The sequence below is a fragment of the Isoptericola sp. NPDC057391 genome, assembly GCF_042668085.1.
Taxonomy (GTDB): Bacteria; Actinomycetota; Actinomycetes; order Actinomycetales; family Cellulomonadaceae; genus Isoptericola.
In genome coordinates this window covers 19,967-43,867 of sequence record NZ_JBHVBO010000002.1, presented here as the reverse complement: position 1 = coordinate 43,867, position 23,901 = coordinate 19,967, and the positions used below count along the sequence as shown (strand labels likewise).

Annotated in this window: 24 protein-coding genes; 12 read left to right on the top strand and 12 right to left on the bottom strand. The window is 76.1% G+C overall.

Annotated elements, in window-relative coordinates:
• Positions 1 to 14 precede the first annotated feature (14 nt).
• The gene (locus ACFUVW_RS00610) at positions 15 to 749 is read left to right on the top strand and encodes an HAD-IA family hydrolase (RefSeq protein WP_430569404.1); all 735 of its coding nucleotides are present in this window, start codon (positions 15 to 17) and stop codon (positions 747 to 749) included.
• Here ACFUVW_RS00610 and ACFUVW_RS00605 read toward each other — a convergent pair.
• The 3 genes from ACFUVW_RS00605 to ACFUVW_RS00595 are packed head-to-tail and all read right to left on the bottom strand — an operon-like array spanning position 742 to position 4,856.
• Positions 742 to 1,902 (bottom strand): trans-sulfuration enzyme family protein, encoded by a 1,161-nt coding sequence (locus ACFUVW_RS00605; protein ID WP_430569403.1) that lies wholly within the window; start codon positions 1,900 to 1,902, stop codon positions 742 to 744. The two genes, ACFUVW_RS00610 and ACFUVW_RS00605, sit on opposite strands and share 8 nt — an antisense overlap.
• Before the next feature lie 9 nt (positions 1,903 to 1,911).
• Positions 1,912 to 3,471 carry a pyridoxal phosphate-dependent decarboxylase family protein gene (locus tag ACFUVW_RS00600; protein WP_430569402.1) on the bottom strand — a complete coding sequence of 520 codons (1,560 nt, stop codon included), beginning with the start codon at positions 3,469 to 3,471 and terminating at the stop codon, positions 1,912 to 1,914.
• Positions 3,468 to 4,856 (bottom strand): MFS transporter, encoded by a 1,389-nt coding sequence (locus ACFUVW_RS00595; RefSeq protein ID WP_430569401.1) that lies wholly within the window; start codon positions 4,854 to 4,856, stop codon positions 3,468 to 3,470. Before ACFUVW_RS00595 ends, ACFUVW_RS00600 begins: the two co-directional genes overlap by 4 nt.
• A gap of 57 nt (positions 4,857 to 4,913) precedes the next feature.
• Between ACFUVW_RS00595 and ACFUVW_RS00590 the strand changes: the two genes are divergently transcribed.
• Together ACFUVW_RS00590 and ACFUVW_RS00585 are read left to right on the top strand one after the other, a co-directional pair.
• Positions 4,914 to 5,873 (top strand): aldo/keto reductase, encoded by a 960-nt coding sequence (locus tag ACFUVW_RS00590; RefSeq protein WP_430569400.1) that lies wholly within the window; start codon positions 4,914 to 4,916, stop codon positions 5,871 to 5,873.
• Positions 5,874 to 5,947: 74 nt separating this feature from the next.
• The gene (locus ACFUVW_RS00585) at positions 5,948 to 6,604 is read left to right on the top strand and encodes an SHOCT domain-containing protein (protein WP_430569399.1); all 657 of its coding nucleotides are present in this window, start codon (positions 5,948 to 5,950) and stop codon (positions 6,602 to 6,604) included.
• Between the two features lie 7 nt (positions 6,605 to 6,611).
• Here ACFUVW_RS00585 and ACFUVW_RS00580 read toward each other — a convergent pair whose 3' ends face one another.
• The 4 genes from ACFUVW_RS00580 to ACFUVW_RS00565 are packed head-to-tail and all read right to left on the bottom strand — an operon-like array spanning position 6,612 to position 10,440.
• Complete coding sequence (locus ACFUVW_RS00580; protein ID WP_430569398.1) at positions 6,612 to 7,805, bottom strand: acyl-CoA dehydrogenase family protein; 1,194 nt, start codon at positions 7,803 to 7,805, stop codon at positions 6,612 to 6,614.
• Between the two features lie 21 nt (positions 7,806 to 7,826).
• The gene (locus ACFUVW_RS00575) at positions 7,827 to 8,867 is read right to left on the bottom strand and encodes a CNNM domain-containing protein (RefSeq protein ID WP_430569397.1); all 1,041 of its coding nucleotides are present in this window, start codon (positions 8,865 to 8,867) and stop codon (positions 7,827 to 7,829) included.
• Positions 8,864 to 10,303, bottom strand: coding sequence for a hemolysin family protein (locus ACFUVW_RS00570; RefSeq protein ID WP_430569396.1), 1,440 nt, complete (start codon positions 10,301 to 10,303; stop codon positions 8,864 to 8,866). Before ACFUVW_RS00570 ends, ACFUVW_RS00575 begins: the two co-directional genes overlap by 4 nt.
• Positions 10,300 to 10,440 carry a hypothetical protein gene (locus tag ACFUVW_RS00565; protein ID WP_430569395.1) on the bottom strand — a complete coding sequence of 47 codons (141 nt, stop codon included), beginning with the start codon at positions 10,438 to 10,440 and terminating at the stop codon, positions 10,300 to 10,302. Before ACFUVW_RS00565 ends, ACFUVW_RS00570 begins: the two co-directional genes overlap by 4 nt.
• 93 nt (positions 10,441 to 10,533) lie before the next feature.
• On the opposite strand from ACFUVW_RS00565, the gene ACFUVW_RS00560 reads away from it, so the two are divergent.
• Positions 10,534 to 12,186, top strand: coding sequence for an AMP-binding protein (locus ACFUVW_RS00560; protein ID WP_430569394.1), 1,653 nt, complete (start codon positions 10,534 to 10,536; stop codon positions 12,184 to 12,186).
• Positions 12,187 to 12,229: 43 nt separating this feature from the next.
• On the top strand, positions 12,230 to 13,411 hold the full coding sequence (locus ACFUVW_RS00555; RefSeq protein ID WP_430569393.1) for a D-alanine--D-alanine ligase family protein: 1,182 nt from the start codon (positions 12,230 to 12,232) through the stop codon (positions 13,409 to 13,411).
• Between the two features lie 19 nt (positions 13,412 to 13,430).
• Here the strand turns inward: ACFUVW_RS00555 and ACFUVW_RS00550 are convergent, their stop codons facing one another.
• Together ACFUVW_RS00550 and ACFUVW_RS00545 are read right to left on the bottom strand one after the other, a co-directional pair.
• Positions 13,431 to 13,844, bottom strand: coding sequence for a VOC family protein (locus ACFUVW_RS00550; RefSeq protein WP_430569392.1), 414 nt, complete (start codon positions 13,842 to 13,844; stop codon positions 13,431 to 13,433).
• 46 nt (positions 13,845 to 13,890) lie between these two features.
• Positions 13,891 to 14,382 (bottom strand): DUF3515 family protein, encoded by a 492-nt coding sequence (locus ACFUVW_RS00545; protein ID WP_430569391.1) that lies wholly within the window; start codon positions 14,380 to 14,382, stop codon positions 13,891 to 13,893.
• 53 nt (positions 14,383 to 14,435) lie between these two features.
• Here ACFUVW_RS00545 and ACFUVW_RS00540 point away from each other — a divergent pair, with 53 nt between their 5' ends.
• Entirely contained in the window at positions 14,436 to 15,455 is a 1,020-nt protein-coding gene (locus tag ACFUVW_RS00540) for a thiamine-phosphate kinase (protein WP_430569390.1), read from the top strand.
• 14 nt (positions 15,456 to 15,469) lie between these two features.
• Here ACFUVW_RS00540 and ACFUVW_RS00535 read toward each other — a convergent pair whose 3' ends face one another.
• The gene (locus ACFUVW_RS00535; RefSeq protein WP_430569389.1) at positions 15,470 to 15,988 is read right to left on the bottom strand and encodes a GNAT family N-acetyltransferase; all 519 of its coding nucleotides are present in this window, start codon (positions 15,986 to 15,988) and stop codon (positions 15,470 to 15,472) included.
• A 207-nt stretch (positions 15,989 to 16,195) separates the two neighbouring features.
• On the bottom strand, positions 16,196 to 16,387 hold the full coding sequence (rpmB, locus tag ACFUVW_RS00530; protein ID WP_069984843.1) for a 50S ribosomal protein L28: 192 nt from the start codon (positions 16,385 to 16,387) through the stop codon (positions 16,196 to 16,198).
• 157 nt (positions 16,388 to 16,544) lie between these two features.
• Between rpmB and ACFUVW_RS00525 the strand changes: the two genes are divergently transcribed.
• From ACFUVW_RS00525 to rsmD, 3 genes are read left to right on the top strand one after another with little or no spacing between them, the layout of a single operon-like run.
• Positions 16,545 to 18,260: a DAK2 domain-containing protein gene (locus tag ACFUVW_RS00525; RefSeq protein ID WP_430569388.1), complete on the top strand. Its 1,716-nt coding sequence runs from the start codon at positions 16,545 to 16,547 to the stop codon at positions 18,258 to 18,260.
• On the top strand, positions 18,257 to 20,512 hold the full coding sequence (locus tag ACFUVW_RS00520; RefSeq protein WP_430569387.1) for an ATP-dependent DNA helicase RecG: 2,256 nt from the start codon (positions 18,257 to 18,259) through the stop codon (positions 20,510 to 20,512). The genes ACFUVW_RS00525 and ACFUVW_RS00520 overlap by 4 nt, the downstream gene beginning before the upstream one ends.
• A 26-nt stretch (positions 20,513 to 20,538) precedes the next feature.
• Positions 20,539 to 21,171 (top strand): 16S rRNA (guanine(966)-N(2))-methyltransferase RsmD, encoded by a 633-nt coding sequence (gene rsmD, locus ACFUVW_RS00515; protein WP_430569386.1) that lies wholly within the window; start codon positions 20,539 to 20,541, stop codon positions 21,169 to 21,171.
• Here rsmD and ACFUVW_RS00510 read toward each other — a convergent pair.
• Positions 21,102 to 21,920, bottom strand: coding sequence for a GNAT family N-acetyltransferase (locus ACFUVW_RS00510; RefSeq protein ID WP_430569385.1), 819 nt, complete (start codon positions 21,918 to 21,920; stop codon positions 21,102 to 21,104). The two genes, rsmD and ACFUVW_RS00510, sit on opposite strands and share 70 nt — an antisense overlap.
• Before the next feature lie 84 nt (positions 21,921 to 22,004).
• Between ACFUVW_RS00510 and coaD the strand changes: the two genes are divergently transcribed.
• From coaD to ACFUVW_RS00495, 3 genes are all read left to right on the top strand, one after another.
• The gene (gene coaD, locus ACFUVW_RS00505; RefSeq protein WP_430569384.1) at positions 22,005 to 22,490 is read left to right on the top strand and encodes a pantetheine-phosphate adenylyltransferase; all 486 of its coding nucleotides are present in this window, start codon (positions 22,005 to 22,007) and stop codon (positions 22,488 to 22,490) included.
• A 58-nt stretch (positions 22,491 to 22,548) separates the two neighbouring features.
• Positions 22,549 to 23,118, top strand: coding sequence for a hypothetical protein (locus tag ACFUVW_RS00500; RefSeq protein WP_430569383.1), 570 nt, complete (start codon positions 22,549 to 22,551; stop codon positions 23,116 to 23,118).
• A gap of 230 nt (positions 23,119 to 23,348) precedes the next feature.
• The gene (locus tag ACFUVW_RS00495) at positions 23,349 to 23,900 is read left to right on the top strand and encodes a YceD family protein (protein ID WP_430569382.1); all 552 of its coding nucleotides are present in this window, start codon (positions 23,349 to 23,351) and stop codon (positions 23,898 to 23,900) included.
• The last annotated feature ends 1 nt before the right edge of the window (position 23,901 follow it).

Here is a 23,901-nt window from a genome sequence, read left to right as displayed (position 1 = left end):
CGTACCGTGACGACATGACTCTCTCGCCGCGGCCCGTGCTGGTGCTCGACGTCCTCGGCACGCTGGTCGACCAGGCGGGGAGCCTCGTGTCCCAGGTGCACGAGGCCGCGGGCCTCGACGCGGACGCCGCCCGCGACGTCGTCGCGACGTGGCTCGGCCGGGTCGCCGACCGGGAGCGCGCGGTGGTCGAGGGCCGCCGGGCCTTCGCGCCGAGCGGCGTCCTGGACCGCGAGGTGCTCGCCGGGCTGGCCGCCGAGGGCGCGCTGCCGGCGTCCGTCGTCGACCGGCTCGCGACCGCCGCCGAGCGACTGCGTCCCTGGCCGGACTCCGTGGCGGGCGTGGCGGCGCTGGCCCGTGACTTCACCGTGCTCGGCCTGTCCAACGCGGACCGACGCACCCTGGCGGCGCTGCGCGCGGGCGCCGGGCTGCGGTGGCACGGGGCGCTGTCGGCGCAGGACGTGGGCACCTACAAGCCGGCCCCCGGGATCTACGCGGCGGCGGTCGCCGCCGCGGGAGAGGCCCTGGCCCCGGGGCGGGCGGACGGGCCGGTCGCCGTCGAGCCCGTGATGGTCGCCGCGCACGCGTGGGACCTGCGCGCGGCGGCGGCCGCGGGGATGCGGACCGCGTACGTGCCGCGCCCGCAGGGCGACGACCCGCGGGCCGACGACGCGTTCGACCTGCACGCGGTCGACCTGGCGGACCTGCACGACCGCCTGCTCGCCGGGGAGCCGAGCGCGCGGCTCAGCTGATGACGGCGCCGGAGCGCAGCGCCTGGTCGAGGTCCGCCCAGAGGTCCTCGACGTCCTCGACGCCGACGGACAGGCGCAGCAGGTCCTCGGGCACGGTGACGGACTCGGTCGCGAAGCGGCGGCGGCGCTCGAGCGTGGACTCGACCCCGCCGAGCGACGTCGCGGGCACCCACAGGCGCACGGCGGCGACGACCGCGTCGGCGGCGGCGGGGCCGCCGTGCGGGCGGACTCCGAGGATCGCGCCGAAGCCGTTCATGAGGCCGGCGGCGCGCTCGTGCCCGGGGTCGCCGGGCAGCGACGGGTGCCGCACCTCCGCCACGCCGGGGTGCTCCGCGAGCCGGCGTGCGAGCTCCGCCGCCGAGGCGTTCGCCCGCTCCACCCGCAGGTGCAGCGTGCGCAGCCCGCGCAGCGCCAGCCACACCTCCATCGGCCCGGGGATGGCGCCGTGCAGCGTGCGGTACGCCCGCAGCCCGGCGGCGACCTCGGCGTCGCGGGTGACGGCGGCGCCCAGCACGACGTCGGAGTGGCCCGCGAGGTACTTGGTGACCGAGTGCACGACGACGTCCGCCCCCAGGTCGAGCGGGCGCTGCCCGAGCGGCGTCGCGAACGTGTTGTCGACGACGGTGCGCACGCCGCGCTCGCGCGCGGCCGCGAGGATCGCGGGCAGGTCGGCGACCTCGAGCATGGGGTTGGTCGGCGACTCGGCGAGGAGCACGTCGGCGCCGTCGAGCGCGGCCACGACCTGGTGGGTGTCGGCGATGTCGACGCGGCGCACGTCCACCCCGTGCCGTGCGGCGAGGTCGTCGAGATAGCCCAGCGACACCTGGTAGGCGTGCCTCGGCACCACGACCGCGCCGCCGTCGGGCACGTCGCCGACGGCCGCGATCACGGCCGCCATCCCCGAGCCGAACACGACGCCGTGGCCCGCGCCCTCCAGCGCCGCCAGCGCCTCCTCGAACGGGTGCCACGTCTCCGTGTCCATCCGCGTGTAGAGGAGCTCGCCCGGTCCGGTCACGCCCTGGTTGACGTAGGTCGAGCTGAGCACGACCGGCGGGTTCACGGGGCCGCCCTGGACGCGCGGCGGGCGGCCCGCCGTGACGGCGAGGGTGGCGGGGGACAACGGCACCTGCGGTCCGTGCGGGTCGTGCGTCATGCGCGAAGGTTACGACGCGGGCTCCACGAGGCGCGCCAGCAGCTCGACCAGCAGACGCTCGACGAGCGGCGCGGGCAGCGCCTCGACGAGCGCCAGCAGCGGCGCCATGGGGCCGACGCCGGGCGCGGCCCCGGGGACGCGGCCGACGGCACCCAGCCCCACCGCCTCGAGCAGCGCCGCGGCCGTCGCCGAGTCGAGGGGCGTGGTGGGGTCGAGCGACGGGAGCGCGCCCAGCAACGCGCCGGCGTCGGGCCGCGGGCGGCCGCGCACGTCGTCCGCCGCCGCGCGGAGCACGGGCACCAGCTCGTCCAGCACCCCCACGGTCACGGGCGTGACGGTGAGGTGGGTGGTGTTCGGCAGACGCGTGCCGTCGGCCTGGTCCAGCCCGGGCTGCGCCTGGAGCGTCCAGCCTCGCGCGGCGACGGCGTCGGCCCAGAGGTGCGGGTCCACGCGCCGCTCCGCCGGAGCGGCGTCGTCGGCGGCGACGGCGAGCAGCGGCCCGACGGGCGAGCCGACGACGCGGAGCCCGTCGATCGCGCCCACCGCGTCGCGCAGCGCGAGCGTGGCGCGCCGGGCGCGGCCGGCGAGCGTCGCGAGGCCGTCCGTGCCGAGCGCCTGGAGGATCGCCCACGCGGCGGCGAGCGGGCCGCCCGAGCGCGAGCCGAGCAGGGTCGGGTTCACCACGGGGTAGCCCGGCCAGCGGGTGGTGGCGAAGTACTGCGCCCGCTGCCGGTCGCGGTCGCGGTGCAGCAGCACCGACACGCCCTTGGGGGCGAACGCGTACTTGTGCAGGTCGGCGCTCACGCTGGTCACGCCGGGCACACGCAGGTCCCAGGCGGGCAGGCCGGGCCAGAACGGCAGGGCGAAGCCGCCGATGCACGCGTCCACGTGCACCGGCACCCCGGCGGCGGAGGCGACGGCCGCGACGTCGGCCACCGGGTCGGCGGCGGCGTGCGGGTACGACGGCGCGGAGACGACGACGAGGGCGACGTCGTCGGCACCGTCCGGGCCGGCGCCCAGGCGCGCGCCGAGCGTCGCGGCGTCCACGGCCCCCGCCCTCGGCCCCTCGGCGGCGACGGGCACGAGGTCGAGCTCCAGCCCGTACAGGTGCGCGGCCTTCTGGAACGCCGCGTGCACCGTGACGGGCGCGACCAGCCGGGGCCGCGCCTCGCCCGGTCGCAGCCCGCGGGCGGCGAGCCACGTGTCCCGCGCGGACTGCACCGCGAGGAGGCAGCTCTCCGTCCCGCCGCTGGTCACCGTGCCGACCGTGCCCGCGTCGCCGCCCAGCAGGTCCCGCGCGAAGGCGACGACGTCGCGCTCCAGGGCCGCCACCGAGCCGAACGTCGTCGGGTCGAGGCCGTTGACGGCCTGCATGGCGCGGGCCGCGTCGCCGGCGAGCGCGTCCAGCTCGGGGACGCCGGGGTCGTAGACGTAGCTGAGCACCCGGCCGCCGTGGGTGGGCGCGTCGCGGTGGCGCAGGGTGGCCAGCGCGGCGAGCACGGCGGCGGGGTCCTGGGTCAGGTCGAACCGGTCGTCGAGCGCGTCGGCGGGCAGGGCGGGGCGGTTCACGGGGTCTCCTGGTGGTCGGTGGTGCCGTGGGCGAGGGAGTGGCGGGTGGCGTCGACGTCGTCACGGCGCAGCGGGTAGCGCCCGAGCGGCAGCAGGCTCGCGGCCACGAGCAGCGCGGGCAGGACGCTGAACGACGCGACGATGCCGAGCACGGCGGCGGGCGGCTGGTCGACGGTCTGCCCGCCCGTGGACTCCACGTAGCCGGTGACGGCGAGCACCACGGTCAGCAGGGTGGTGCCGAGGGCCATGCCGCTCGTCTCGCCGGCGGTCCAGACACCGCCGAACGCGCCGGCCCGGTCGACACGCGTCACGCGGGCGTCGTGCGAGATGACGTCGGGGAGCATCGCCATCGGCAGCGACTGCATGCCGGCGTACGCCGCGCCGGCGAGGGCCACGGGCGCGTACACCCAGGCGCCGGGAGCCCAGGCGAGGGGCAGCAGCGCGAGCGCCGCCACGGCGAAGAGCACCGACGCCAGCCGGAACGCGCGCTCCTTGCCGACGCGCCGGGCCACCACGCCCCAGGCCGGCGTCACGACGAGGGCCGGCCCCACCAGGGCGACGAACAGGAACGTCACGGCGGCGGTGTCGTGCAGCACCCAGGTCGCGACGTACTGGGCGCCCGCGAGCATGGCGCCGGTGGCGAGCGCCTGCAGCACGAAGGCGCCGAGCAGCGTGCGGAACGGACGGCTCGAGCGCAGCAGCCCGAGGCCCTCGCGGTAGTGGGCGGCGAGCCGGCCCCGCGCCGGGACCGGCCGGGGCGGGGCGGGCGGGCCCGCGGAGCGCTCGACCGTCGACGCGACGAGCAGCGCCGCCCCGAGCACCAGGGACGCGGCCACCGCCATGAGCAGGTAGCCGAGCCGCTCGTCGTCGCCCCCGAGGCCCCGCAGCGCGGGCCCGCCGCCGCCGAACAGCAGGATCGCGGCGGTGAGCACCACGACGCGTGCCGTGAGCAGGCGGGTACGGGCGTCGTACGTGTCCGCGAGCTCGGCGGGCAGGGCGATGTACGGCACCTGGAACAGGCTGAACGCGGTCGCGGCCGCGAGGAACGCGAGCAGCACCCACGTCGCGGCGCCCGCGGGTGCCAGCCCGGCCGGCACCGCGAACGTCAGGGTGAAGAACACCGGCAAGGCCAGCCCGCCCACCACCATGAGGCGACGACGGCGGCCGGTGCGGGCGCGCTCGCGGTCGCTGGCCGCGCCGATCAGCGGGTCGACGACGACGTCCCACACCTTCGCGCCGGTGACCAGCAGGCCCGCCAGCGCGGCCGCGACGCCGAGGGTGTCGGTGAGGTAGAAGACCAGCACCAGGCCGGGGAGCGTCGCGAACCCGCCGGTGCCGACGGACCCGACCGCGTACCGGGCGACCGTGCCCCTGCGCAGCGTCATGACGCGGGATCGTAGCGGTCCGGGAATGCCGCGGGCTCCGCCGGGCTTGTGGGTGCTGTGACCCAGGCGACGAACTCTGCCCCGGCCGGCCCCGCGCTCGGCTCCCTCGACCTCGCCGGCGCGCCGCTGGTGCTGGGCGGCAACGTGTTCGGCTGGACGGCCGACGACGCGGCGTCCTTCGCCGTCCTCGACGCGTTCGTCGACGCAGGCGGCCGGATGCTCGACACCGCCGACGGCTACTCCGCCTGGGTGCCCGGCAACTCCGGCGGGGAGAGCGAGGCGACGATCGGACGCTGGCTGGCCCGCACCGGGCGCCGCGACGACGTGCTGGTCGCGACCAAGGTCTCCACGCACCCGGAGTTCCGCGGGCTGGCGGCGGAGACCGTGCGCGCGGCGGTGGAGGCGTCCCTGAAGCGTCTCGGCACCGACCGCATCGACCTGTACTACGGGCACTTCGACGACCCCGACACCCCGATCGAGGAGACCGCCGCCGCGTTCTCCGCCCTCGTGGACGACGGCCTCGTGCGCGAGATCGGCGTCTCCAACTACACGCCGGAGCGGATCGACGCGTGGTTCGCCGCCGTCGAGGACGGCGGGCTGCACCGCCCCGTGGTCCTGCAGCCGCACTACAACCTCGTGGAGCGCGGGTTCGAGGACGGCCTGCGGCAGTCCGCCGAGCGGCACGGGCTCGGGGTGCTGCCGTACTACGCGCTCGCGGCCGGTTTCCTCACCGGCACCTACCGCGACGGCGAGACGCCCGACAGCCCGCGGGCGCAGGGCGCGGCCCGCTATCTCGACGACCGCGGGCGGCGCGTGCTCGCCGCGCTCGACGACGTCGCCGCCGCGCACGACGTCCCCGTGGCGTCCGTCGCGCTGGCCTGGCTGCGCGCGCAACCGACCGTCGTCGCGCCCGTCGCCAGCGCCCGGCACACGGGCCAGCTCGGGGCGCTGCTGCGCTCGATGACGCTCGAGCTCACCCCCGACGAGCTCGCCCGCCTGGACGGCGCCTCCGCCTGAGCCCTCCACCTGAACCCTGCGACTTAGCCTCCGCCTGAACACGGCTCGACGCCCGGGTCCGGGACAATGGGCGCATGCCCGAGCACACCGATCCGTCGCCGCACGCGCTGGAGGACGACCTGTACGCGTCCGCGCGCCGCATCCGCTGGACGAACGACGGCGTGGCGGCGCTGATCTCGCTGGTGCCGGCGGTCGGCGCGGTCCTGCTGCTGCACCTCGGCGCGCGCGAGTGGAACCTCGTGCGGTGGGAGTGCGCCGCCGCGAGCTGCGCCTCCGACGACTTCGCCTCGGTGACACCGGTGCTGGGCGGCGGCCTCCTCCTGCTCGCCGCGCTGATGAGCCGGCGCGCCACCCGGCGGGCGTCCTTCGGGCTGGCCCTCGCGGCCGCGGCGGGCGCCCTGCTGTGGGGGTGGCACGACGCCGTCGCGCAGCACCTCGCCACGCCTGACGAGGTCCACCTGCGGGTGATCCTCGGCTGGGTCGCCGTCGGCGTCGGGCTCGTCGGCGCGGTGGTGGGGCTGGCGCGCGGACCGGTGTCGCCGCGGCCCGAGACCCCGAGCCTCGCTCCGACGCCCGCGCCGTCGGCCCCGGCCTCGCCGACGGCCCCGCCGCCACCGGGGGGCGGTGACGTCGTCGACCGCCTGGAGCGGTTGGACGCGCTGCACGCCGCCGGGTCCCTCACCGACGCCGAGTACGCGAGCGCCAAGGCCCGGGTGCTGACGGGCGGCTGACAGGGCGTCAGTCCTCGAGCGGGCCCAGGATCGCCTGCGCGACGGTGGCGTGCGCGGACTCGTCGTCGGACGGGTGGAAGATGCCCGCGAGCACGTCCCGGTACAGCCGCCCGAGCTCGGAGCGGTTGAAGTACGTCGACCCGCCGGAGCAGCGGATCGCCTCGTCGACCACCTCTCGCGCGGTCTCCGTGACGCGCACCTTGAGCCCCGCCGTCGAGCGGAAGAACCCGGCGCCCTTGTCCACCTGCGCGTCGACCTCCCCTGCCACCAGGTCGAGCTGCGGCCACAGCCCGTCGAGCGCGAGGGCGGCCGTGCCGATGCGCCAGCGGATGTCCGGGTCCTGCGAGTACGCCTTGCCCGTCTTCATCGAGCGCCGCTTGCCCACCGTCTCGACGGCGAGCGCCAGCGCGCGGTCGGCGATGCCGAGGTACACGCTCGCGAGCAGGATCTCGAACGACGTGAAGATGCCCAGCACGTAGGGGTCGAGGCTGGGGCCGGGCGCGATGCGCCGCAGCACGCGGTCGGCGGGCGCGTGCGCGCCGTTGAGCACGGTGGTGCACGACTGCGACGCCCGCATGCCGAGCGTGTCCCAGTCGTCCTTGATCTCGAAGCCCCCGCCGTCGCGGGTGACGAACGCGTGCACGATGCGCGGGTCGTCGGGGTCGGTCGCGTCGTCCAGCCCCATGACGCCGAGGCGCGTCCAGCCGGGGGAGTTGGACGTGAAGATCTTGGTGCCGTGGAAGGAGTAGCCGCCCTCGCCGTCGGGGCGGGCCTCGGTGCGCGAGCCGAGCAGCACCAGGTCGTTGCCGGCCTCGGAGTAGCCGAAGCCGAAGACCTCGCCGCGCGCCGTCTCCTCGAGCAGCCAGTCGAGGGAGGAGTCGCCCCGCTCGTGCAGGAACCGGGCGACGCCCACCCACACGTGGTGCATGTTCACCGCGAGGGCCGTGGCAGGCGCGGCGCCGGCGAGCCGGGCTTGCTCGCGCGCCGTCTCGCGCAGGGTCAGGCCGGCGCCGCCCAGGTGCTGCGGGACCATCGCCTGCAGGTACCCGGACGCCTTGAGGTCGGCGAGGTCGTCGGCGAAGAACGCGTTCTCGCGGTCGTACGTCGCCGCACGGCCACGGATCGTCTCCAGCAGCTCGTCGGTGAGGATCTGGCGAGGGGTCGAGAACGGTGACGGCGCGTCGAACGGTGAGGGCGGCATGCCCTCACCGTACGACGACGGTCAGTCGACTGCGGCGACGGGCTCGGGGAGCAGGCGGTGCAGCACGTCCGCCAGCGTGACGACGCCCAGCGTGCGCCCGTCGCGGCGCACCAGCGCGAGCTGCTCGCCTGCCTCCCGCAGCAGGGAGATCGCCGCGTGCACGGTGGTCGACGCGTCGAGCACGAACGGCGCGCGCGCCACCGGCGCCACCGGGGCGGCGTCGTCGAGCAGCAGCGTGTCGCGCACGTGCACGACGCCGGTCACCTCGCCCTCAGCAGTCTCGGCCCCGGCACCACCGTCGCGCACCAGGATGCGGAGGTGGCCGGACGCCACGGACGCGGCGCGCACGTCCGCGGCGGTCGCGTCCGCGGCGACGGCGGTGGGGCGCGCCCCCGGCGGCACCAGTGCGTCGACGGTGAGCGTCTCGAGCTCGAGCGCCCCGGCGATCTGCGTGGAGTACGTGGCGTCGAGGGCGCCGACGTTCACGGAGTGCTCCACGAGGTGACGCAGCGTGGCCGGGTCGTGACCCGCCTCGATGTGGTCGACCGGCTCCACGCCGACGGCCTGCAGGCACCGGTTGGCCAGCGCGTTGAGCCAGCGCAGCACGGGGCGCGTGAGCCCCATGAACGCCCGCATCGGCAGGGCGAGGAGCGTGGCGGACGCCTCGGGGTGGGCGATGGCCCACGACTTGGGCGCCATCTCGCCCACCACGAGGTGCAGGAACGTCACGAGGATCAGCGCGAGCACGAAGCCCGCGACGTCGGCCACCCAGTACGGCGCGCCCCACGCCGCGAACAGCGGCGTGAGCCAGTGGTGCACGGCCGGTTTGGTCACGGCGCCGAGGGCGAGGGTGCAGGCGGTGATCCCCAGCTGCGACCCGGCGAGCAGCAGCGTGAGCTCGGACGAGCTGCGCAGCGCGGCCCGCGCGGACCGGCTCCGGGGGGCGGCGTCCTCCAGCCGGTGGCGGCGCGCACCCAGCAGGGCGAACTCCACGGCCACGAAGAACGCGCTGAGCGCGATGATGACGACGGTCGCGGCGACGACGACCCAGGGGTTGCTCATCGGTCGTCCTCCGTCGTCGTGGCGGTCCCGCCGGTGTCCTCCGTGCCCTGCGTGGTGTCCTGCGTGGTTCCCTGCGCGGCGTCCTGCGTGGCGCCCTCGAACAGCCGCACGCGCACCAGGTGGGGCACGTGCCGCTCGACGGAGATCACGTCGACGTCGAGCCAGCGCCGGTGGGGCTCGTCGTGCACGAGGTCCGCCGGGTCGAGGGGGAGGTCGACCGTCACGGTGTCCCCCGCACGCGGCAGCGCGCCGGTCTGCGCGATGAGCAGCCCGGCGACCGTCTCGTGGTCGCCGCGCGGCAGGTCGTGCCCGATGGCGCGCTCCGCCTCGTCCAGGTGCACGTCGCCGCCCATCACCCAGGCGCCGTCGTCCTCGTACGCCACGGTGACCGGCAGGGCCGGGTCGTGCTCGTCCGTGATCTCGCCGACCAGCTCCTCGGCGAGGTCCTCGAGGGTGAGCACGCCGGCGAAGCCGCCGTACTCGTCGACGACGACGGCGAGCTGGTTGCGCGTGCGCGTCAGCTCGGTGAGGGCGTCCGGCAGCGCCATGAGGGTGGGCAGCACGGTGACCGGGCGCATGAGGTCGGTGACGGGAGCGGAGTCGTCGAGACCGGTGCGCAGCAGGTCGGTGAGCTGGACGACGCCGAGCGCGCGGTCCTCGGCGTCCACCACCGGGTAGCGGGAGTGGCCGCCGGCCATGAGCGTGCGCAGCTCGCCCACCGTGAGGGCGGGGTCGACGGTGCCGACGCGCGAGCGCGGGATCATCGCGTGCTCCACGTCCTGGTGCGGGAAGTCGAGGATGCGGTCCAGCAGCACCGACAGGTCGCCGGGCAGGTCGCCGCTCTCGCGGGAGTCCGCGACGATGTGCTCGAGGTCGCGGGCGGTGGCGGAGTGCTCGACGTCGTGCACCGGCTCGATGCGCAGCAGCCGCAGCAGCGCGTTCGACGCCTTGTCGAAGACGGCGATGAGCCAGCCCAGCACCGTGAGGTACGCCGTCGTCGAGCCGGCCAGGCGCAGGGCGGTGGGCTCCGGCCGGGCGATGGCGAGGTTCTTCGGGAACAGCTCGCCGAAGAGCATCTGCACCAGCGTCGAGACGACGAGGGCCGCGACCGTGCCGACGGCCACGCCGACCCCGGTCGGGACGCCGACGCCGCCGAGCAGGGTGCCCAGCGCGTCGCCCACCAGGGGCTCGGCCACGTAGCCGACCAGCAGGCCGGTCACGGTGATGCCGAGCTGGGCGCCCGAGAGGACGAAGGACGTGCGTCGGGTGACGGCGAGGGCCCGCTTCGCGGTCGCGTCACCGGCCTCCGCGCGGGCGGCGAGCCGGGAGCGGTCCACGGTCATGTAGGCGAACTCCTGGGCGACGAAGTAGGCCGTCGCCGCCGTGATCACGAGGATCACCAGGATGCCGAGGAGGAGGGAGAGGACGGCGGTCACCGGTGGCGCACCGCCTCAGGGTCGAGCGGAGTCGGGAGCTGGGGCGAGCCCGGACTATGACTGGGGTCGTCGGCGGGCGCGGCCTGGTCCTCGGCCGCGGGCGCCGCGACGGCGTTCGCGTCGTTCGTGATGTCCACGATCGCCCCAACGACGCTCCCGCGCCATCGGTTCCCGGCGCTACGCTCCCGTGCACACGGTCGACGAGGACCGTGCCGCACGAAGGGACCGCCATGTCCGACCTGTTGCCCGAGGCCAGCGCCGACACGAGCGTCGACACCGTCGCCGACCGTTCCGCCATCCGCAGCCCGCACCCCGACGTCGAGATCCCCGACGTCAGCCTCTACGAGTTCCTGTTCGCGTCGCTCGGCGACGACGACGGCGGCTCCGACGCCGACCGGGTCGCGCTGGTCGACGGCCCGAGCGGCGCCACGACCACGTACGGCGAGCTGCGCGACCGCGTGGACGCGATCGCCGGGGCGTTCGCCGCCCGCGGCCTGGGCGTCGGGGACGTGGTGGCCCTGCACAGCCCCAACGTGCCCGCCTTCGTCGCCGTCTTCCACGGCCTCCTGCGGGCGGGCGTCACGGTGACGACGATCAACGCGCTCGCGTCCGGGCGTGAGGTCGCCAAGCAGCTCGAGTCGTCCGGGGCGAAGGCGCTCGTGACGGTCTCCGCGCTGCTGCCCGCCGCCGAGGCCGGTGCCGACGCCGTCGGGCTGGCCGCCGCCGACGTCGTCGTGCTCGACGGCGCGGACGGCCACCCGTCGCTCGCCGAGCTCCTCGCGGGCGGGCATGCCGCACCGGACGTCGCGTTCGACCCCCGCACCCACCTCGCCGTCCTGCCCTACTCGTCCGGCACGACCGGGCTGCCCAAGGGCGTCATGCTCACGCACCGCAACCTCGTGGCGAACGTCGTGCAGACGGAGGCGTTCCTGCCGCTCGCGCCGGACGACGTCGTCCCCGCGGTCCTCCCGTTCTTCCACATCTACGGCATGACGGTGCTGATGAACGGCGCGATCTACCAGCGCTCGGCGCTCGTCACGCTGCCACGGTTCGACCTCGCCGAGTACCTGCGCGTCGTCGAGCAGCACCGGGCCACCGTGCTGTTCGTCGCGCCGCCCATCGCGCTCGCGCTCGCCAAGCACCCCGCGGCCGCCGACCGCGACCTGTCCAGCGTGCGCATCCTCATGTCGGGGGCGGCACCGTTCGACGAGCACCTGGCCGAGGCCGTGGGCCGGCGGCTGCCGGACGCGCGGGTGCTGCAGGGCTACGGGATGTCCGAGATGTCGCCGGTCTCGCACGTCATCCCGGTCGACCGGACCGACATCTCGCCGGGCACCGTCGGACTGCTGGTGCCGAACATGACCGCCCGCATCGTCGACCCGGCGACCGGCGAGCCGATCGCGCAGCCGCGCGAGGGGGTCAGCGCGCCGGGCGAGCTGCTGTGCGCCGGGCCGAACGTCATGGTCGGGTACCTTGCCGACGAGCAGGCCACCCGCGACACCCTCGAGCCGGACGGCTTCCTGCACACCGGCGACATCGTGACCGTCGACGCCGACGGCGCGTTCACCGTCGTCGACCGTCTCAAGGAGCTGATCAAGCACAAGGGGTACCAGGTGGCGCCCGCCGAGCTGGAGGCGCTGCTGCTCACGCACCCCGAGGTCGCGGACGCGGCCGTGATCGGCGTGCCCGACCCCGAGTCGGGGGAGGTGCCGAAGGCGTTCGTCGTGCGGGCCGAGGGCAGCGCGTTGACGGGCGCGGACGTCCAGGACTTCGTCGCCGAGCAGGTCGCCCCGTACAAGAAGGTGCGCGTCGTGGAGTTCGTCGACGCGGTGCCGAAGTCGGCCGCGGGCAAGATCCTGCGCAAGGAGCTCCGCGCCCGGTGATCCGGTCCGGACGGCGGGGACGGGTCCGGTAGGTTGGGCGGCGATGTCCGACGCCACCACCGCTCCCTCGACGAGCCCCGTTCCCGCCGTGCCGATCGCGGGCGACGGCACCCCGCGCAAGACCCGTGTCGCCGTGCTGTTCGGCGGCCGCTCGGGCGAGCACGCCATCTCCGCGTCCACCGCGGCCGGCGTGCTGCGCGCGATCGACCGCGACCGCTACGACGTCGTGCCCGTGGGCATCACGCGCGAGGGCCGCTGGGTGATCGCCGCCGACGACCCGGAGCGCTGGCAGATCGCCGACGGGCGCCTGCCGGAGGTGACGGCCGACTCGGGCGCCGAGGTCGTGCTGTCGCTCACCCAGGGCGAGCGCACCCTGCGCGTGCTGGAGCCGGGCCAGGTGCCCGCGCTGCTCGGCGAGGTCGACGTCGTCTTCCCGCTGCTGCACGGCCCGTTCGGCGAGGACGGCACGGTCCAGGGCCTGCTGGAGCTGTCGGACGTGCACTACGTCGGCGCGGGCGTGCTCGCGTCGGCGGTCGGCATGGACAAGCACTTCATGAAGCTCGTGCTCGCGGGTCAGGGCCTCGCCGTCGGCCCGTACGTCGTGATCCGCCCCCGGGACTGGGAGCGGGACCGTGACGCGTGCGTGGCCGCCGTCGAGCCGCTGGGCCTGCCGCTGTTCGTCAAGCCCGCGCGCGCGGGGTCGTCGCTCGGCATCACGCGCGTGGACGACCTGGCCGACCTGCCCGCCGCCGTCGAGGCCGCGCGCGAGCACGACCCCAAGGTGGTCGTCGAGGCCGGGATCGAGGGGCGCGAGATCGAGTGCGCCGTGCTCGGCGGGCACGACGGCGCGCGGGCGCGTGCGTCGCTGCCCGGCGAGATCGTCGTCGACCACGACAGCCACGCGTTCTACGACTTCGAGGCGAAGTACCTCGACGAGGCGCACGTCGACCTGCGCTGCCCGGCCGAGCTGCCGCAGCCCGTCATCGACGAGATCCGCGAGGTCGCGGTGCGCACGTTCGAGGCCGTGGAGGCCGAGGGGCTGTCGCGTGTGGACGTCTTCGTCACGCCCGACCAGCGCGTGATCGTCAACGAGATCAACACGATGCCCGGGTTCACGCCCTTCTCGATGTACCCGCGCATGTGGGAGGCCTCGGGCGTGAGCTACCCCGAGCTCGTCGACGAGCTGATCCAGCTCGCCCTCGAGCGGCCCACCGGCCTGCGCTGACCGCGCCCGGTCCGGCGGGTCAGGGCACCACCAGCCCGCCGAGCGGGCCCGGCGCGTGCGCCACCTCCCACAGGAACCCGTCGGGGTCGGTGAAGTACCCGGAGTAGCCGCCCCACTCCCGTGCCACGCCCTCGCGGACGGTCGGGGCGCCGGCGCGGCGCGCGTGCTCGAGGACGGCGTCCACGTCGGCCGGCGCGCCGACGTTGTGCGCGAGGGTCAGCGGCGCCGTGCCGCCGCGCACCACCGGCCCGATCTCCTCCGTGGCGTGCCCCTCGTCCCACATCGACAGCACGACGTGCTGCCCCACCTGGAACATGAGCACCTCGCCGGGTGCCTCGACGAGCGGTTCCCAGCCCAGGCCGTCCACGTAGAACCGCCGGGTGGCGGCGAGGTCCGCGACGACGAGGGTGACGAGGCTCAGGCGCTGATCCATCCCGACACCGTGCCACGGGCGCCCGACACGCGCCTCGGCAGCGTCGTCAGGTGCACTGCGCGGTCGGCGGCACGTTGCTCACGGCCTGGGCGAGGTCGCCGACGAACGACGTCGAGTGGTCCTCGGTGACCGACGGCGGCACGACGACCTCGACGGCGGGCTCGCGGCCGTAGGTGGTGAACCGCCAGGTGCCGTCCTGGCCGGCCTCGACGATCCAGTCGACGGCACCCCCCGGGGACTCGACCCGCTGGCAGTCGGGGGACGGGCCGGGCGGCGTGACGCCGCAGCGCAGGGTCACGGCGGCCCCGGGCTCGCCCCACGCGGCGGTGGCCTGCGCGTTGGTCTTCGCCTTGTCGAGGTCGCCGGCGAGCACGTCGGGCAGCGCGAGCATGACGGGCGCGCAGTCCGGGTTCGCGGCGTCCTCCGCGGGCGTGGCGCCGATCGTGGTGGCGCACGCCGCCAGCGGGACGACGAGGACGCCCAGCGCGACGGCGCGGGCGGCACGGGACGGCATCAGGGCACGGGCACGACGGGGCACGGCGACCACGCTACCGGCCGGGACCCGCCCGACGACCGCCTACAGTCGTCCCCGTGACCGACGCCACCCGCCCCCTCGTGCGCGACCTGTCCGAGGAGGACCTGCTCGCCCGGATCTTCCCGCTGCTGCCGGCCGCGTCGGCGACCCTGCTCGGCCCGGGGGACGACGCGGCGGTGGTCGCGGCCCCGGACGCGCGGTTCGTCGTCACCACGGACGTGCTCGTCGAGGACCGGCACTTCCGCCGGCGCTGGTCGGGCGGGTACGACGTCGGGGCGCGGGCGGCGACGGCGAACCTCGCGGACGTCGCGGCGATGGGCGCGCGCCCGACGTCCCTGGTCGTGTCGCTCGTGGTGCCGGGGGACCTGCCGGTCGACTGGGTGACGGGGCTGGCCCGCGGCCTGGCCGACGTGTCCGCGCCGGTCGGGGCGGGCGTCGTGGGCGGGGACCTGTCGGGCGGCGAGTCCGTGGTGGTGGCGGTCACCGCGCACGGCGACCTCGAGGGGCGCGCGCCCGTGACACGAGCCGGAGCGCGGCCGGGCGACGTGCTGGCCTACGCGGGTCACCGGGGGCTGTCCGCGGCGGGCCTCGCGCTGCTCGACGCCGGTGCGGCGAGCGCCGCCGACGCGACGGCCGTCGACGAGGCGGGGGTCGCGGCCTGCGTGGCCGGCTACCTGCGCCCGCGGGCGCCGCTCGCCGCCGGCCCGGCGGCCGCGCGGTGCGGGGCGACCGCGATGCTCGACGTCTCGGACGGCCTGCTGCGCGACGCGGGCCGGCTGGCCCGCGCGAGCGGCGTCGGGGTGGACGTCGAGGCGGCCGCGCTCGCGGCCGACGTCGCGCGCCTGCTGCCCGCCGCCCGGGCCCTGGGGCTCGGGCCGGAGGCGGCGCAGGACGCCGCGCTGGGCTGGGCGCTGACCGGGGGAGAGGACCACGGCCTGCTCGCCACGTTCGGACCGGGCGTCGCGCTGCCCGAGGGCTTCCGGCGGGTGGGGCGCGTGCGCCCGGGGCCCGCCACCGTCACCGTGGACGGCGCGGAGCCCGCCGTGCCCGGCGGGTGGGACCACTTCGGCGGCTGACGCCCCGGAGCCGGTCAGCCGCGGCGGTAGCGCACCTCGGTCACGGGGGTGTCGCCGATGTCGTCCATGCGCTCGACGCCGTCGGGCTGGAACCCGTGACGGCGGTAGAAGTGCCGGGCGCGCTCGTTCTGCGCGAGCACCCACAGCGACATCGGCACGCCGTCGGGGACGTCCGCGAGGACGGTGCGCATGAGGTCACGGGCCACGCCCCGGCCCCAGGACTCCGGGTCGAGGTAGATCGCGTAGAGCTCGAGGTCGCCGTCCTCGGCGTCCTCGTCGCGCGACGGGCCGTAGCTCGCGAAGCCCAGCAGGCGCCCGTCGCCCTCCGCGACGAGCGTGGTGCGGGTGCCCTCGTCGAGGATCTGCTGCCACTGGGCGGCGCGCTCGGAAGCGTCGAGGGAGTCGAGGTACTCGGCCGGCAGCACGCTGGCGTAGGCGCCCTTCCACGAGGTGAGGTGCACCTGGGCGATCCGCCCGGCGTCGGTCACCGCGGCGGGCCGGATCTCCACGTCGCTGTCGGTCTGCACGATCATCTGCTCAGAGTGCCACGGGGGTACGACCCCGGCCAAGGCAGTTTGGTGAATCCTTCACGAATTCTTTGCCGGTGTCCGCGGGCGACCCGTGCGCGGACGACCCGGAGTCGTCGACCCGTCCGAGGGGACGACGAGACGCCCGCCGGGAAGATCCCGACGGGCGTCTCGTGGAAGCGTCGATGCACCGGGGCGTCCCGGTGCGCAGGCTCAGGCCTGGCGCGTGACCTTGCCCGCCTTGAGGCAGGAGGTGCAGACGTTCACACGCTTGGGGGTGCCCGCGACCACGGCACGGACGCGCTGGATGTTCGGGTTCCAGCGGCGCTTCGTGCGGATGTGGGAGTGCGAGATGCTGTGCCCGAAGCCCGGGCCCTTGCCGCAGACGTCGCAGTTGGCAGCCACGGTCTCTCCTGAATCGTCGTGACACGACCCGCGCCAGGGCAGCAGGACGTGAAGCTTGGTGGTTGGGGGAGCCCGGAACAGGCCGGGCAACCACACGAGGATAGCCGATCCCGGGAGTGCCCCTCAACGTGTGGTGTCTCACCGCTACCGTGGGGGCGTGCAGCAGCCCGAGCTCCTCGACGCCGCCGTCGTCCGTGCCTGGGTGAGCACCGCCGCCCGCGCCCTGGCCGAGGCCCGCGCCGAGATCGACCGCGTGAACGTCTTCCCCGTGGCCGACGGCGACACCGGCACCAACATGTACCTCACGATCCGCGACGCCGCGGCCGCCGTCCGCGCCGCGCCCGCGGACGCCGGCGGGGCCCGCCTGCTGCGGCTGGCCGCACGGGCGGCGCTGCTCGGCGCCCGCGGGAACTCCGGGGTGATCCTCAGCGAGTGGTGGCGCGGTCTCACGGTCGCGGCGACGCGCGGCGACAGCCTCGCCATCGCGCTCGACGTCGCGGCCCGGACCGCGCGCCACGCCGTCGCGCACCCCGCGCCCGGCACCATCCTCACGGCGGCGGAGTCCGCCGCGGCCGCGGCCCGGCACGTCGAGGCCGGCGGGATGGTCGGGCCGCCCGGCGCCCCGGCGCGGCTGTCCACGACCGACGCGGCGTGCCGCGGCGCGCGGGAGGCGGCGCTGCGCAGCGTGGGCGCGCTGGAACCCCTGCGGGCCGCGGGCGTGCTCGACGCCGGCGCCTGCGGGCTGGTGCTGGTGCTGCGGTCCCTGGCGGCGGCGCAGCGGGCGGCCTCTGCTCGGGACGTCGAGGGTGTGTCGGAGGCGGACGGCAGCATCGGCCCCGTGCTGCTGGACATCGACCTGCGCGGCCACGCCGCTCCCGTCGCCGGGGCTGCCGAGGGCGACGGCGCGTCGTCCCCCGAGGAGGGCGCGGCGACCGGAGGCGTGCTCGACGCCGGCCGGCACGAGCACGACCACGGCGGCGTCGCGACCGACGACGTCGAGCTGATGTTCGTGCTCGAGCGGTCCGCGTCCGCCGAGGACTTCAGCCCCGGCGCGGTGGCCGACGCGCTGCGGGCCGACCTGGACGACGTCGGGAGCTCCGTCGTCGTCGTGGGCGGCGGGGCCGAGGGCGGCACCGACGACGCCGACCGCTCGCTGTGGCAGGCGCACGTGCACACCGCCGACCTCGACGCGGCGCTCGGGGTGGCGCGGCGCTGGGCCGCGCGGGGCGCGGTGTCCCGGGTGTCCGTACGCCACCTCGCGGTGCCGCCCGACCGGTGGGCGGTGGTCGTCACGACGGCGGCGCCGGCGCTGGCCGCCGAGCTCGCGCGCGGGGGCGCCGTCGTCGTGCTGAACCTGGACGTCCCGCCCACCGCCGACGACCTCGCCGCCGCCGCCCTCGGGGCCGGCGCGCCGCACGTGCTCGTCCTGGCGCCCGAGGCGCTGCAGGGGGAGTCGTCCGGCCCGACGCCCGTGGACGGCCCGGACGCCGCGCCGGAGGTCGTGCGCGTCGTCGCACCCGGGGACGTGCACCTGGTGGCCGGCACGTCCGCGCTGGCCGCGACGCTCGACGACCCGCGGGAGCAGGACGCGGGCGTCCCCGCCGCGGTCGGCGCGGTGGTCGCCGGGCTGCGCGTCGACGGCGGGCCGGCGGCCACGGCGGGCGCGGTCGTCGCGCGGCTGGTGGCGGGCGGCCCCGCGGCGATCGTCACCCTGCTGCCCGACGACGACGTGCCCGACGCCACGGTCGAGGAGCTCGCGACGCGGGCCGCCGCCCTGTCCGACGGCGCGGACGTCGTCGTCATGCGCACGGGTCGCCCCGGGGACCACGTGGCGATCGGCGTCGAGCCGCTCGTGGACGAGGGCACCGCATGACCGGGCGCGAGGGCGAGGCGCTGACCAAGGTGCTGGGGGCGCGCAGCGCGGGCCCGCTCGCCAAGCTGGGCCTGACCACCGTCGGGGACCTGCTGCGGCACTACCCGCGCCGGTACGGCGACCCCGGCACGCTCACGGACATGGACAGGCTGGCGCTCGGCGAGCACGTCACCGTCATGGCGCGGGTCGCGCGGGCGACCGTCCGCACGATGCGCTCGCGCGCCGGCGCCATGCTGCAGGCGACCGTGACGGACGGCCGGCACGAGCTGGCGCTGACGTTCTTCGCCAAGCGCGCCGGCGCGCTGCGGCCGCACGAGGAGAAGCTGCGGCCGGGGCGCGTCGGGCTGTTCACCGGGGTGGTCAGCGAGTACCGCGGCACCCGCCAGCTCACCCACCCGGACTACGTCCTCGTGGGCGTCGACGCGGACGACGCCGAGGAGGCGATGTTCGAGGCGAGCCGCCCCATCCCGATCTACCCGGCGTCGTCGTCCGTGCCCTCCTGGCGCATCCAGCGGGCCGTGCGCACGGTGCTCGACCCGCTCACGGAGGCGGACGTCGAGGATCCCCTGCCCGACGAGGTCCGCGCCCGGCACGGGCTGGCGAGTCGGCTCGACGCCCTGCGCGCGATCCACCACCCCGTCGACCAGCGCGCGTGGCAGCAGGCTCGCCACCGGTTCCGCTTCGAGGAGGCGTTCGTGCTGCAGGCGGCGCTCGCGCAGCGCCGGGCGCACGCCGCCGAGCAGGAGGCCACGGCCCGCCCGCTGCGTGGGCCCGGGGAGCCGAGCCTGCTCGCCGACTTCGACGCGGGCCTGCCCTTCACCCTGACGGACGGCCAGCGCTCCGTGGGGGAGGACCTGGCGCACGAGCTCGCCCAGGCCCGCCCGATGCAGCGGCTGCTGCAGGGCGAGGTGGGCTCCGGCAAGACGGTCGTGGCGCTGCGCGCGATGCTGCAGGTGGTCGACGCCGGCGGGCAGGCCGCGCTCCTGGCGCCCACCGAGGTCCTCGCGGCGCAGCACGCCCGCACGCTGCGCCAGCTCCTGGGGCCGCTCGCCGAGGGCGGGCTGCTGGGGGGCGCGGCCCACGGCACCCGGGTCGCGCTGCTGACGGGCTCGCTCGGCGCCGCCGCCCGCAAGGAGGCGCTGCTGCAGGCGGCGAGCGGCGAGGCGGGGATCGTCGTGGGCACGCACGCCCTGCTGGGCGACCAGGTGCAGTTCGCCGACCTGGGCCTCGTCGTCGTCGACGAGCAGCACCGGTTCGGCGTCGAGCAGCGGGACGCGCTGCGCGCCAAGGGGCGCGTGGCGCCGCACGTGCTCGTCATGACGGCCACGCCCATCCCGCGCACCGTGGCGATGACGGTGTTCGGCGACCTCGAGACGTCCTCGCTCACCCAGGTGCCCGCCGGCCGGGCCGGCATCACGTCGCACGTGGTCCCCGCCGGCAACCCGCGGTGGATGGAGCGCACGTGGGCGCGCGTGCGCGAGGAGGTCGACAAGGGGCACCGCGCGTACGTCGTGTGCCCCCGGATCCACCCCGACGACGACCTGCCCGCCGGCGGCGGGGCGGCCGCCAAGGACTTCGACGACGTCCCGGACCTGCTCGAGCTCATGGACGGCGACGGGCCGGGCGACGAGCGTCCGGCCCTGCGCGCGGTGCTCGAGGTGGCGGACATGCTGCGCGAGACGCCGGCGCTCGCGGGCCTCGACGTCGGCGTGCTGCACGGTCAGATGGCGGCCGCGGACAAGGAGTCCGCGATGGCGCGGTTCGCGGCCGGCGACCTGCAGGTGCTGGTCTCGACCACCGTGATCGAGGTGGGCGTGGACGTGCCCGAGGCCACCGTGATGGTCGTCTTCGACGCCGACCGGTTCGGGCTGTCGCAGCTGCACCAGCTCCGCGGCCGGGTCGGGCGCGGCTCCGCGCCCGGGCTGTGCCTCCTGGTCTCCACGGCGCAGCCCGGCACGCCCGCGGCGACCCGGGTCGAGGCGCTCGCGGAGACGACCGACGGCTTCCGGCTCGCCACCCTGGACCTCGAGCTGCGCTCCGAGGGCGACGTGCTCGGTGCCGCCCAGTCCGGCCGCTCCAGCTCGCTGCGCCTGCTGCGGGTCGTGCAGGACGCCGACCTCATCGCCGACGCGCGGCGCGAGGCCACCGCCGTCGTCGGCGCCGACCTCGAGCTCGGCTCCCACCCCGAGCTGCGCGCGGCGATCGCGGCCCAGCTCGACGACGAGCAGGAGGAGTTCCTCGAGCGGGCGTGACCCGTCGACTGGTTAGGCTCGGCGCCATGACGAGGATCGTGGCCGGCCGGTTCGGCGGGCGCTCGCTGCAGGTGCCGCCGAAGGGCACCCGACCCACCAGCGACCGGGTCCGCGAGGCGATCTTCTCCCGGCTCGACCACCTCGACGTGCTGGACGGCGCGCACGTGCTCGACCTGTACGCGGGCTCCGGCGCGCTCGGCCTCGAGGCCGCCAGCCGCGGCGCGGCCGACGTCGTCCTGGTGGACGCGAACCGGCGGGCGGCGGACGTCGCCCGCCGCAACGTGGCAACGCTGGGCCTGCAGCGCGAGGTGCGCGTCGTCGCCGACCCCGCGGAGCGGTTCGCGGCGGGCGCCACAGCCTCGCCCGCCGGGGCGGGCGAGGCGCCCGGGTACGACGTCGTCTTCCTCGACCCGCCCTACGACCTGGCCGAGGACGCGCTCGCGACCGTGCTTGCCCACCTGGCCGCACCCGGGGTGCTGGCCGCGGGCGCCGTCGTCGTGGTGGAGCGCTCCACCCGCAGCCCCGAGCCGGCCTGGCCCGCGGGCCTGGAGCCGTTCGCCCGCAAGGACTACGGGGAGACGGCGGTGCACTACGCCGAGCCGGTCGACCCCGCCGACCCCGACGCGCCCGATGCTCCGGGAGCCGCCGGCGGGGCGTAGCGCTCCGCGCCCTCGAGGACTGCGACGGGCACGGTGGCCAGTGCCTGCGCGTCGGCCGCGTCGACGAGCGCGACGTCCTCCCCGCCGGCCGCCGCGAGCAGCCGCCTGACCGCGGGGTCACCCGGCACGGTGCCCTCGCACTCCCGCAGGTGCTCGAGGAGGAAGCCGCGGACGGCGGGGGCCGGCACCGAGACCGTGCCCGGAGGGGTCCCGAGCGCCACCAGGAGCATCGCGGGGACCCGCGGGGAGCCCGGCCCGCCGATGCCCGGCTGGAAGTAGGGCAGGGCCAGCGCGCGCGCCCCGTGCCGCGTGTAGAAGCGCAGCCGCGCCGCCGGGTCCCCGTGGCTCGGGTGGGGGGCGTGGTGGCCCGGGTGCTCGACCTCCGCCAGCACCAGCACGGGGTGCAGCTCCTCACGCCACCCGGCGAGCGACCGGTCCAGCAGCCGCCCGCCGACCCCGCCGCCGCGGTGGCCGGGCGCCAGCGCGAGGTAGTCCACGAGCAGCACCTGGGTGGCCCGCGACCACGAGGCCACGATCCCGGCGACGACCCTCCCGTCCTCCTCCACGCCGTAGGCGGTGAGCTCGCCGGAGGCGAGTCCGGCCCGCAGGTCGTCGGACGACGTGAGCTCGTCGGGCGGGAAGGAGGGCTCCAGGACGTCCCGCCACAGCGAGTCGAGCTGGGCCGCCTCGGTCAGCGGCACCACGGTCGGCTCCGCGGGCGAGGGGTGGGGCGCGGCGTCGTCGGTCATGCCCCCAGGGTGTCCCCGTCGCGAGGTCACGGCACCCCGACCGGGCTCCCGGGGATCGCGACACCGCTGTACTAGCGTGACGGCGTGAGCATCGCCGTCTGCCCCGGGTCGTTCGACCCGATCACACTCGGCCACCTCGACATCGTGCGGCGCACGCGCCGGATGTTCGACGTCGTGGTGGTCGGGGTGGCCCGCAACGCCGCCAAGAACGCGTTGCTCGGCCCCGAGGAGCGGGTGGAGCTGGCCCGGACGGCGCTCGCCGCCGACCCGGAGACCGCCGACGTGCGGGTCGAGGTGGTGCCCGGGCTGCTGGTGGACTTCTGCCGGGAGGTCGGGGCGGTCGCGGTGGTCAAGGGCCTGCGGGGCGGCGCGGACTTCGACTCCGAGCTGCCGATGGCCCTCATGAACCGGCACCTGACCGCGATCGAGACGGTCTTCGTGCCGGGGGAGCAGCGGTACGCGCACGTCGCGTCGTCGCTGGTCAAGGACGTGGCCCGGTACGGCGGGCCGATCGACGACCTGGTGCCGGACGGCGTCGCCGACGCGGTGCGCGCGGCCCTGGGGCGATGATCCGGGCCAGACGGGCAGCCGGACGAGCAGCCGGACGAGCAGGATCGAGGAGCAGGGGATGAGCGAGACGACCGAGACCACGACCGGCGCCGGCCAGGGAGACAACCCCGCCGGCGGGCTGCTGGACATTCTGGAGGACCTGGCCGCGCTGGTCGAGAACGCGCGCTCCGTGCCGCTGTCGACCAACGTGAAGGTGGACCGCGACCAGGCCCTCGCGCTCGTGGACGAGCTGCGCGACGCGCTGCCGACGCAGGTGGCCCGCGCCGACGAGGTGCTGGCGGCCGCCCGCGACACCCTGGACGACGCGCACCGTCAGGCGGAGGAGATCGTGGCCGCCGCCCGCGCCCGCGCGATCGAGCTGGTGCAGTCCGAGCAGGTCGTCGTGCAGGCGCAGTCCCGCGCGGCCGAGGTGATCGCCGAGGCGGAGACGCGTGCGGCGGCGCTGCGCACCGACGCGGACGCGTACTGCGACGGGCGCCTGGCCGACTTCCAGCAGGACCTGGACGCCCTGTCGAACCAGGTGCGCGCCGGGCGGGAGAAGCTGGCCGAGCGCCTCGAGCAGGGGACGCCGCGGGTGCGGTGGGACGCGGTCGCCGACCCGCGCTGGCCGCAGGAGCGGCGCGCCTGACCTGCACCGTGACCTGCAGCGTGAGCTGCACCGTGAACTGTGCCGTCGGTCGTCGCACGGCGTGAGAGACGCGTCACTCCCGCGTGTGCTGCGGCGCGGCGTCAGGATGGCCTAGACTAGGTCGCTGGCCCGAGTCCGGGCCGAACCCCCTTCCCGCGCCCGTCGGGTCCAGCCCTGCTCATCACTGTTCATCGGAGCCTGCCATCGCCACCGCGAAGCCCTCGCCGCTCGTGCTCGACACGCACGAGCTGTCTCGGCGACCCGGTTCGATGGAGGAGGTCGCGCGCGTCGTGCCCGCTCCGGCGGACATGGGGACCGCCGTCATCGGCGTCCCCGAGGGCGACGACCTCACCCTCGGCCTCCGGCTGGAGTCGGTCATGGAGGGGGTGCTGGTGTCCGGCGTCGTGCGCGGCACGGCGGTGGGGGAGTGCGTGCGCTGCCTCGACCCGGTCTCCCAGCAGGTGACGGTGCGCGTGCAGGAGCTCTTCGCCTACCCCGAGAGGGCGCAGGCCGCGGAGGAGTCCGGCGACGAGGACGCCGAGGACGAGGCGGTGCTGGTCGACGACCAGGCCGACATCGAGCCGGCGGTTCGGGATTCGCTCGTGACTGCACTACCATTTCAACCGCTGTGCCGTCCGGACTGCCCCGGCCTGTGCTCCGTCTGCGGGGCGCGGCTGGCGGACGACCCGGACCACCATCACGACGTTGTCGACCCCCGGTGGTCGGCGCTGCAGACCATGCTCGAGGAGTCGAGCGTGTCCGACGAGACGAAAGAGAGCTAGC

What these genes read in the sequence shown, in the direction of transcription:
- ACFUVW_RS00610 (WP_430569404.1), top strand. Translation starts at nt 15, where the DNA reads ATGACTCTCTCGCCGCGGCCCGTGCTGGTGCTCGACGTCCTCGGCACG.
- ACFUVW_RS00605 (WP_430569403.1), bottom strand. Translation starts at nt 1,902, where the DNA reads ATGACGCACGACCCGCACGGACCGCAGGTGCCGTTGTCCCCCGCCACC.
- ACFUVW_RS00595 (WP_430569401.1), bottom strand. Translation starts at nt 4,856, where the DNA reads ATGACGCTGCGCAGGGGCACGGTCGCCCGGTACGCGGTCGGGTCCGTC.
- ACFUVW_RS00585 (WP_430569399.1), top strand. Translation starts at nt 5,948, where the DNA reads ATGCCCGAGCACACCGATCCGTCGCCGCACGCGCTGGAGGACGACCTG.
- ACFUVW_RS00580 (WP_430569398.1), bottom strand. Translation starts at nt 7,805, where the DNA reads ATGCCGCCCTCACCGTTCGACGCGCCGTCACCGTTCTCGACCCCTCGC.
- ACFUVW_RS00575 (WP_430569397.1), bottom strand. Translation starts at nt 8,867, where the DNA reads ATGAGCAACCCCTGGGTCGTCGTCGCCGCGACCGTCGTCATCATCGCG.
- ACFUVW_RS00560 (WP_430569394.1), top strand. Translation starts at nt 10,534, where the DNA reads ATGTCCGACCTGTTGCCCGAGGCCAGCGCCGACACGAGCGTCGACACC.
- ACFUVW_RS00555 (WP_430569393.1), top strand. Translation starts at nt 12,230, where the DNA reads ATGTCCGACGCCACCACCGCTCCCTCGACGAGCCCCGTTCCCGCCGTG.
- ACFUVW_RS00550 (WP_430569392.1), bottom strand. Translation starts at nt 13,844, where the DNA reads ATGGATCAGCGCCTGAGCCTCGTCACCCTCGTCGTCGCGGACCTCGCC.
- ACFUVW_RS00535 (WP_430569389.1), bottom strand. Translation starts at nt 15,988, where the DNA reads ATGATCGTGCAGACCGACAGCGACGTGGAGATCCGGCCCGCCGCGGTG.
- ACFUVW_RS00520 (WP_430569387.1), top strand. Translation starts at nt 18,257, where the DNA reads ATGACCGGGCGCGAGGGCGAGGCGCTGACCAAGGTGCTGGGGGCGCGC.
- rsmD (WP_430569386.1), top strand. Translation starts at nt 20,539, where the DNA reads ATGACGAGGATCGTGGCCGGCCGGTTCGGCGGGCGCTCGCTGCAGGTG.
- ACFUVW_RS00510 (WP_430569385.1), bottom strand. Translation starts at nt 21,920, where the DNA reads ATGACCGACGACGCCGCGCCCCACCCCTCGCCCGCGGAGCCGACCGTG.
- ACFUVW_RS00500 (WP_430569383.1), top strand. Translation starts at nt 22,549, where the DNA reads ATGAGCGAGACGACCGAGACCACGACCGGCGCCGGCCAGGGAGACAAC.